Genomic DNA, 7,608 nt, shown 5'->3' with positions numbered 1-7,608 from the left:
CGACCAGGACGGCAACGTGCTGGACGTCCTCGTCCAGAGCCGGCGCAACAAGGCCGCGGCCAGGGCTTCTTTCGTCGGCTCCTCCGAGGAACCGGGGCCGTGCCGCGGGTGATCGTCACGGACAAGCTTCGTTCCTGCCGCGCGGCCCACCGCGAGGTGATGCCCTCGGTCGAGCACCGCTCCCGCAAAGGCCTGAACAACCGGGCCGAGAACTCCCACCAGCCGACGAGGCAGCGCGAACGGGCGATGAAGGGCTTCCGCAGTACCGGCGGGGCGCAGCGGTTTCTGTCCGCCTTCAGCGGTATCTCGCCCCACCTCCGGCCCCGCCGCCACTTGATGACCGCCTCCGGCCACCGCGCCGAGACGACCGTCCGCTTCGCGATCTGGAAGCAGGTCACCGGCTGCCCACCACGGCCTGAAGACAGGCCCGGGCCGCAGGCCCACCATGCTCCGACACACCATCAGGCAGTCACGCACCCAACAACGTGACAACGCCCTCACGTCGAGCCACCGGGGTTTGGTCCCCTATCAATCGAACAGCGTCATCACCTTCGCAACGGCTCCCCAAGATCTGTGCCAGAACCGAGTTTCGACAGCACCGAGGCTTGCTGGAGGGTCCCCATAACCCTGACGCGGGGCCGGTAGAAGCCCGCGGTGGGTCCGCCTCAGCACCTATGGCGCCGCCGGGTGCGAACCAGCCTGCTACCCGCAGTTGTCCGGCCGAAGCGAGTGGAGCTTCGCCCGCGTGAGCGTGGTGCGCCTGAGCACCTGAGCCCGGATGAGCCGGGCCGTGGGCGGGATCGGCAGAGTGACGGGGGTGCGGCTCCACCGAAGCCACAGCGCCAGATGGCCAAGCTCGGCGGCCTGGACGAGCTTTTCGAGGGACTACTCCTTCGTACCCCGATCTACCTCAATGCTGATCAGCCGTCCCGTACCCGAACGGTGCCGCAGTTGCAGGTCGAGGCGCCCGGTCCGGTTCTGCGGAGTGGCGGTGGGCAGCTCTACCTCCCGCTGGACTTCATATCCCTGATCGGCCGCCCAGTCGGCCACCGAGTCGGTAAAGAAGGCGGTCACCTCGGGGGCAGACAGGTCACTGAACTGCTGTCGATTGAGCCAAGCCCGCAGGGAGCGGGCGGCGGCGTCGAGCCCGGCTTCTGTCATGAGCGACAGTCTGCCCTGCACGCCTGACAGCTCGTCACGCTTCGGCTGTTCTCGCTCTGGCCGTCCGGCGGATGGGTACACGAGGCGCCTCCCGTTCTCGTGAACGTCAACCACGGCCCGGACGGCGCCTCCCGGAGCGGTGAACATCTGCTGCCAGAACCCGCTACTGCTCGATAAAGCCACCTGCCGTACGAGCTAGGCGAGGAGCCTGGGCGGTGGGCATGCCGGAGGCGCGGACACTGGCGGATCAGCGGCGGCATTGCCGACGGCGCGCCGCCAGGGGCTACGCCACGTCGTCCGGCGGCATGCACCTACGCGGATTGCAGGCGTGACTCGTGAACGATGTGAAGGAACCGCTGGACGCCCTGCACTCCAAGGTGGCGCTCGAAGCTCGGCGCGAGCTGGCTGATCTGCCGGGTGCAGCGGGTGGCGCCGATCCGGTGGGAGAGGACGAGGGCTTCATGGGCGGTGGCGGCGCTGTGGTCGATCTCGCCTTGGCGTAGGAGGGTTTCGGCCTCGTAGGCGAGGAAGACCGCGCGGGTCTTGTCGCGGGAGGTTGGTAGCAGGGCCACGCCCTGGGTGATCTGGTGGAGGGCGGGGCCAGTTTCCCCGAGGTCGATGAGGCAGCGGCCGGAGTCGACGGCGAGGTCGGCGGGGCTTACCCACGAGCACCAGGCCGGCGGGGCGGCGGTGGCGGTGTTGAGGGCGTGTTCGGCGGCGTCGAGGGAGCGTCGGCAGGCGCGGGCTTCGCCGTTCATGGCCAGGGCCCGGGCTTTGCGCAGGTGGAGCAGGGAGCGGGCGGTGGAGTTCTGGGTGCGGGTCAGCGCGTGGTCGAGGACGTCGATGGCGGGGGTGGCCTGGCCGAGCCAGATGCTCTGGTAGGCGAGGTCGGCGAGTACGCCCGCGCCGCGGTCGGTGTCCGCGGCCTGGTGTGCTGCGTGGAGGGCGGCGGTCCAGTAGTGACCGGCGGAGGTGTGGTCTTCGTGGTCGAAGCGGTGCCAGCCGATCGTCTGCGCGAGGCCGGAGGCGAGCTGATGCAGGCGGGTGCCGGTCGTCTCGTCGTAGAGCGCGTTCTCGAGCAGGCCGACGATGGTGTCGTAGTAACTGTCGAGGAGCTGGGCGGTGTGCTGGCGGTCGGCGGTGGCCATGCTCGTCAGGTGCTGGACGCTGGTCTCCAGCCAGGTGACGAACTTCGGGGCGACGGCCTGGCCCTCAGCGGCGGACGCGGCCAGGGCGGGGTCGAGCGTGGCCCACTGCTGCGCGAGCGTTGCGAGGGCGGCGGGGGCGAGTCCGATCAGGGTGCGGCGGTTGAGCATGGCGCGGCGTTGGGCCTCTCTGAGTGCGGCGACCGTCGCCCCGGTGCCCAGGGGAACGGGCGCCTCGTTTCCGGGCAGCCAGTACGGCCAGCCGAGCGCGGTGACATGGTCGGGGCCGACGCCGAAGACGTCGGCGATCAGCTGCTGATACCACGGGGCTGGTGCACGGGCCCCGGGGCGCTCCCACACGGATATCTGCTGCTTAGTCGTACCGGCTCGCCGGTCGCGGCGGCGCGCCGCCTTCTTGATCCCGTCCGCGAGGTCGTTCTGGGACAGACCGTGAAGGGACCGGGCGATGACGAGCGGGTGCTGGGGGAGCGCGTCCACCCGTCCATCACAGCACCCGGACGGCCGGCTGGGGGCCGGATCGCGACAGTCGCATGACCCCCGCATGACCTTCGAACACTGTTTCCCACGACGCGTGTTGGGTGTACTCGCTGTCCCGGGCCGGCCGCCTTCGAGCAGGCCCAGAGCAGATCGGAGGGCCGACGTGGGCGACGACGTGTTGACGGTCGCGCTGAGCGGTGCGGACAACACCGGCAAGACCAAGCAGCTCGGCATCCTGGCACGCCGGATCGGACCCGCCGCCGAGGTGACCGGGCCGCTGGACGCGCACGACGCCCGCTGGGCCGAGATCAAGAAGAACGGCATGGGCACCTGGTGGTTCGCGGCCGGCCCCGTCCGGGAGGTCGCTGACGTGCTGGCCGCCTCCTACCTTCAGCGCTCCCGCCACCGACGCGGTGCGGCGGATGTGCGGCTCATGGACCGCGGCATACCGATGCTGGAGGCGTCCTTGGCCGCGACCGTCGCGGTCCGCGAGGACCTGACCTGCGAGCAGGCCGCGGACCGCGCCCGCATGCTGCTGGAGCCGTACACCCAGGACCTGAAGGCCGCCGAGGCCGCCGAGCACGGCGTTGTCCTCCTCCACCACGACGACCCGGCGATCGGTACCGCCCGCGCCCTCTCCCACGAGAAGAGCGTCACCCCCATCTACACCGCCTATCAGCGCCACCTGCACGACCAGATCCACCGCCTGGTCGCCGAGGGCCGCTTCGAGGACGTCATCGTCGTCGACGAGCGCCCCGTCGTCGCGGTCCAGGACGAGCTGCGCCGCCGGCTGCACCCGCACACCGCGCTCGTGCCGGCCGGATGTCTATCCGGCGTCCGGATCGTCGCGCTCGGCGGGATGTCCGAGAGCGGCAAGAGCACCGCGGGGGAGTACCTGCGCACCCGCCACGGCCACGCCCGGCTGAAGATCGGCTACCTGATCGAAGACTCCGCCCACCGCAACGGGATCGCCGACCCGTACGCCATCGCACCCGTAGTGCGCGCCGAGCTCCTCTTGGATGGCTTGGACCGGTACGCGGCCGCGCACCACTTCCACGACCGCTTCACTCTGGAGTCCCTCCACGAGTTCGATGTCACCGCAGAACTGCGCCGCATGCTCGGCGACCAGCTGGCCGTCGCCTACATCGAGACCGCGGCCGAACTACGGGCGGTGCGCGGGACCGCCGGCCCCTGTGACGTGACCGATCGGGACGAGGTGAAGGCGTCCCGGGGAGCGCAGGAGATCGCCGGCATCGCTGACACCGTGGTGGACAACAACGGTGCCCGTCTGGCATTGGAGCGCCGGCTCGACCGGGTCGCGCTCGACGCCGCATGGCCCACCGTCGCCCCGGCCACCACCCCGGTGAACGGCCTCGGCCTGCCCGTCGCGCTGGAGGTGTTCCTGACCGCGCTCCTGGAGCGGACCACCAGCGGGCCGGAGCCGATGATCGACCTGCTCGCGGTCACCGGCAGTGGCGCCCGCGGCAAGTACCAGCACGGCTGGTCCGATCTGGACGTGTTCGTCATCGCCGAGCCCGACCGCACCGCTGATCTGCGTCAGGCCCTTACGGAGGTCCGGAGCGAACTCGGTGATGTGAAGCTCGGTCTGACCGTCCTGAGCCAGGCCGAGTGCCGGGCAGGCGCGGTCACCTCGCGCCTGCTGCACGTCCTGACCCTCCTCGGTGCCGGCTCACTGCTCCCGCTGTGGGCCCGCCCGGGCCTGACGATCCCGGCCCCGCCGCTCGCTGACGACGTCGCCGCAAGCATGGAGGTCGGCGTGCAGTCGGCCGTCGAGATCCGCCGCCAGCTCCTGAAGGGCGCCCCGGACCTGCGCGCCCTGTTCAAGGTGACGGCGCTGCTCGCCAAGGTCCTGCTCCGCTTTGACGGCGTCGAGTGCGCAGGGGACTCGGAGGCCCTGGACCTCCTCATCCATGACACCAACGAGCGGCACGAGGACCTGGTGCAGCACGCCCGCACCGACCGCGCCGCCGCCCAGGACCTCGCGCAGCTCGTCCTCGACCACTGGATGACCACCATGCCGACCGTCGAGGCCGCGGCATGACCACCCACCCGGCAGCACCCCACTTCCGCAAGGCGCTCCCCATCGAGAAGGCGACGGCGGAGGAGTTCGGCTGGTTCCAGGTCGCCGGCCGCCTCCAGGTCCCCGCCCTCCTCGACCGCACCCTCCTCGATGCCCACACCGACGTGATCACGTACGAGAACGTCTTTGCCTCCGGTCGCTGCCGGATCCTGCTCGGCGACCTTATCTCGCTCGCCGACCACGGCCGCGCCGACCCCTCCGAGGTCGCCAACCTCATCGACGTCGTCTGCGACGACCTGATTGCTGCGGCCGCCGCGACCGGCCGCACCCTGCCCCTGTCGGCCTGCGTGCCCGCGCTCTACGCCGACCGCATCCGCCCTGCCAGCCGCATCGACACCTGGTACCTGGACCCGGGCCTCACCCTCCCCGACACCCGCACCGGCGAGCGGATCCCGGTCGCCTCACTCACCGGCTACACCGCCACCGTCAACGACATCCCGCTCATCCTCGACGTGCCCGCCGCGATTGACGCCGCGCGCACCGCGCTGCACCCCGACAGCCAGTGGGCCACCGCCGTCACCCAAGGCGATCCGACCGAACCCAACATCGCCGCCAGCGCTGCCGGGGCGTGCTGGCTCGACTTCGAGTACGCCGGCCGCAACGCCCTGGCCGGCGAGATCGCCAACCTCCTGTGGTACCTCCTCGCTCTCGGCGGCTGGCTCGTCCCCATCTACCAGCCGGACGTCTACACCCGCACCCTGCCCCACCACCTCCCCCCGGTCGCGGTCCCCGCCGTCGAGCATGCCGAGCTGTCCGCCCGGCACCGGCGGCTGGACATCCACTCCACCTGGCCCATCGGGCCAGGACGGCACGCCGCCCTCACCCGCCTCCTCGCCCGTCTCACCACCGACCTCGGCGACGCAGCTGCCCTACCTCCCGACCGGCAACTGCCTGCGCTCACCCCGTTCCTCACCCTCCGCGTCCTTGGCGTCATCCCGCCCCACCTGCTCACCACCACCGACCTGCTGCTGCTCCTGGCCAAACTCGTCCAGGCCCAGCACCTTGCAGACAACGCTCCGTTCACGCACACCCGTCCCCTTGCCGCCCTCACCAGCCCCGCGGAGGCACAGTGACCACGCCCCTGCTCGACCTCCCTCTCACGGCCCGCCCCCTCCAGGGGCGCGTCGCCCTGGTCACCGGCGCCGCGACCGGGATCGGCGCGGCCACCACCAGAGCGCTCGCCGCCGCCGGTGCCACCGTCGCCATCAGCCACTTCACCCAGATCAACGAGACACGCAGCGTCCTGGCCGAGGTACGACGCCTCGGATCTGACGGCATCGAGGTGAGCGCCGACCTCACCGATCCGGACGCGGTCGGCCTGATGGTCAGCCAGGTGACCAGCGAAATCGGCCCGGTCGACATCCTGGTCAATAACGCCGGCGCCTACCCGCGCCACTCATGGGAGGAGACCGACGAGCGGGCCTGGGCGAGCGCTCTCGACGTCAACCTGACCATTCACTACCGCGCCAGCCACGCCGTCACCCCCGGGATGGTCCGCCGGCAGTGGGGCCGCATCATCAACGTCTCCAGCGTCAACGCCCGTGCTGGACGCCCCGGACTGACCGCCTACAGCACCGCCAAGGCCGGCCTGATCGGTTTCTCCCGGTCCCTGGCCAGGGAACTTGGCCCCCACGGCATCTGCGTGAACACTGTCGTCCCCGGCGCCATCCAGGTCGACGCCGAGAACACCCTGCCCGCCCACCATCGCGCACGCCCCGAAGACCAGATCGCCCGCCAGTGCGTCCCCCGACGAGGACAGCCCGACGACGTCGCCGCCGCCATCGCCTTCCTCGCCGGCCCGTCCGCATCGTTCATCACCGGCCAGTCGTTGCACATCGACGGCGGCTGGCTCATGAACTAGACCACCGCCCCACCCCAGCCACAAGGGAGACCGAGCCCGTGAAGCAGCGCGTCCGCGCCATTCTGATCACCCCGGCCAACACCACCCTCCTGATGAAGCGCGTCCGACCCGGACGCGCCCCCTACTGGGTGGTCGTCGGAGGCGGCGTCGAAGACACCGATGCCAACCACGAGACCGCGCTCCTGCGCGAGATCCGCGAAGAGATTGCCGGCGAGGCGGAGATCGTGCGCCCGTTCCACCAGCTGAAGAACCCATCCGGCGAGACCGAGTACTTCTACCTCGCCCGCATCAAGACGTGGAACTTCGCCGACCGCAGCGGCCCCGAGTTCCAGCGGGACGACCGCGGAGAGTACCTCCTCGAAGAGATCCCCCTCACCTCCGAAGCCCTCGCCGCCGTGAACCTGCTGCCTGAGGCGATCTCCGTCGTACTGCGCGAGGCCCTCGACCACGGCGACCTGCTCGCCCCGGTGTAGCTACCCTTGTGCCGACGGCATGATCCGTGACGGTGGCTCGGGGGCGTACCTGTAGAGCGGACCAGGTACTGCCGCATGACGCCAACGCCTTCACAGAGGGCCTGGAAGTTCTGGCCGGCTCGCTGTACGAGAGCTCCGGCCTGTACGGACAGTCCTGGGTACAGAGGGCACATCTGTCCTCTGGCCGGGTGAGCCGGTGCGTGGCGCTGCCCGACTCCTGGTTCGACGAAGGCCTGACCCTGGCCAACGGCGGATTGTGGCAGCTCACATGGCGCTAGGCACTGTTTCTCGGATCATGTTCGGAGCCAGATGATGAGGGCTGCGAGGGTGACGGTGCCGAGGTAGATGTAGGCGCGTTTCTCGTAGCGG

The 7,608-nt window shown here is 70.3% G+C and carries 7 protein-coding genes and 1 pseudogene; 6 read left to right on the top strand and 2 right to left on the bottom strand.

Translation table 11 applies throughout. The annotated features are described in order from the left end of the window. A pseudogene (locus ACWD0Y_RS35545) lies at nucleotides 1-301 on the top strand (IS6 family transposase); the annotation flags it as partial. A gap of 584 nt (nucleotides 302-885) precedes the next feature. Here the strand turns inward: ACWD0Y_RS35545 and ACWD0Y_RS35540 are convergent. Together ACWD0Y_RS35540 and ACWD0Y_RS35535 are read right to left on the bottom strand one after the other, a co-directional pair. Then, on the bottom strand, nucleotides 886-1,161 hold the full coding sequence (locus ACWD0Y_RS35540) for a hypothetical protein (protein WP_450264394.1): 276 nt from the start codon (nucleotides 1,159-1,161) through the stop codon (nucleotides 886-888). A gap of 311 nt (nucleotides 1,162-1,472) precedes the next feature. Then, nucleotides 1,473-2,804, bottom strand: a complete 1,332-nt coding sequence (locus ACWD0Y_RS35535; protein ID WP_450264393.1) for an XRE family transcriptional regulator — start codon at nucleotides 2,802-2,804, stop codon at nucleotides 1,473-1,475. 163 nt (nucleotides 2,805-2,967) lie between these two features. Here ACWD0Y_RS35535 and ACWD0Y_RS35530 point away from each other — a divergent pair, with 163 nt between their 5' ends. Genes ACWD0Y_RS35530 through ACWD0Y_RS35510 form a run of 5 tightly spaced genes read left to right on the top strand, consistent with a single transcriptional unit; the run spans nucleotide 2,968 to nucleotide 7,517 of the window. After that, entirely contained in the window at nucleotides 2,968-4,866 is a 1,899-nt protein-coding gene (locus ACWD0Y_RS35530) for a nucleotidyltransferase domain-containing protein (protein ID WP_450264392.1), read from the top strand. Then, complete coding sequence (locus ACWD0Y_RS35525) at nucleotides 4,863-5,978, top strand: hypothetical protein (RefSeq protein WP_450264391.1); 1,116 nt, start codon at nucleotides 4,863-4,865, stop codon at nucleotides 5,976-5,978. The genes ACWD0Y_RS35530 and ACWD0Y_RS35525 overlap by 4 nt, the downstream gene beginning before the upstream one ends. Then, nucleotides 5,975-6,766: a 3-oxoacyl-ACP reductase FabG gene (gene fabG, locus ACWD0Y_RS35520; protein WP_450264390.1), complete on the top strand. Its 792-nt coding sequence runs from the start codon at nucleotides 5,975-5,977 to the stop codon at nucleotides 6,764-6,766. Before ACWD0Y_RS35525 ends, fabG begins: the two co-directional genes overlap by 4 nt. 38 nt (nucleotides 6,767-6,804) lie before the next feature. Further along, complete coding sequence (locus ACWD0Y_RS35515; RefSeq protein WP_450264389.1) at nucleotides 6,805-7,239, top strand: NUDIX domain-containing protein; 435 nt, start codon at nucleotides 6,805-6,807, stop codon at nucleotides 7,237-7,239. Between the two features lie 26 nt (nucleotides 7,240-7,265). Continuing rightward, nucleotides 7,266-7,517: a glutaminyl-peptide cyclotransferase gene (locus ACWD0Y_RS35510; RefSeq protein WP_450264388.1), complete on the top strand. Its 252-nt coding sequence runs from the start codon at nucleotides 7,266-7,268 to the stop codon at nucleotides 7,515-7,517. Nucleotides 7,518-7,608: the final 91 nt, after the last annotated feature.

Source organism: Streptomyces altiplanensis, from assembly GCF_053591575.1.
Note: the sequence above shows the minus strand (reverse complement) of the source record. Positions and strands in the feature narration are given on the sequence as shown.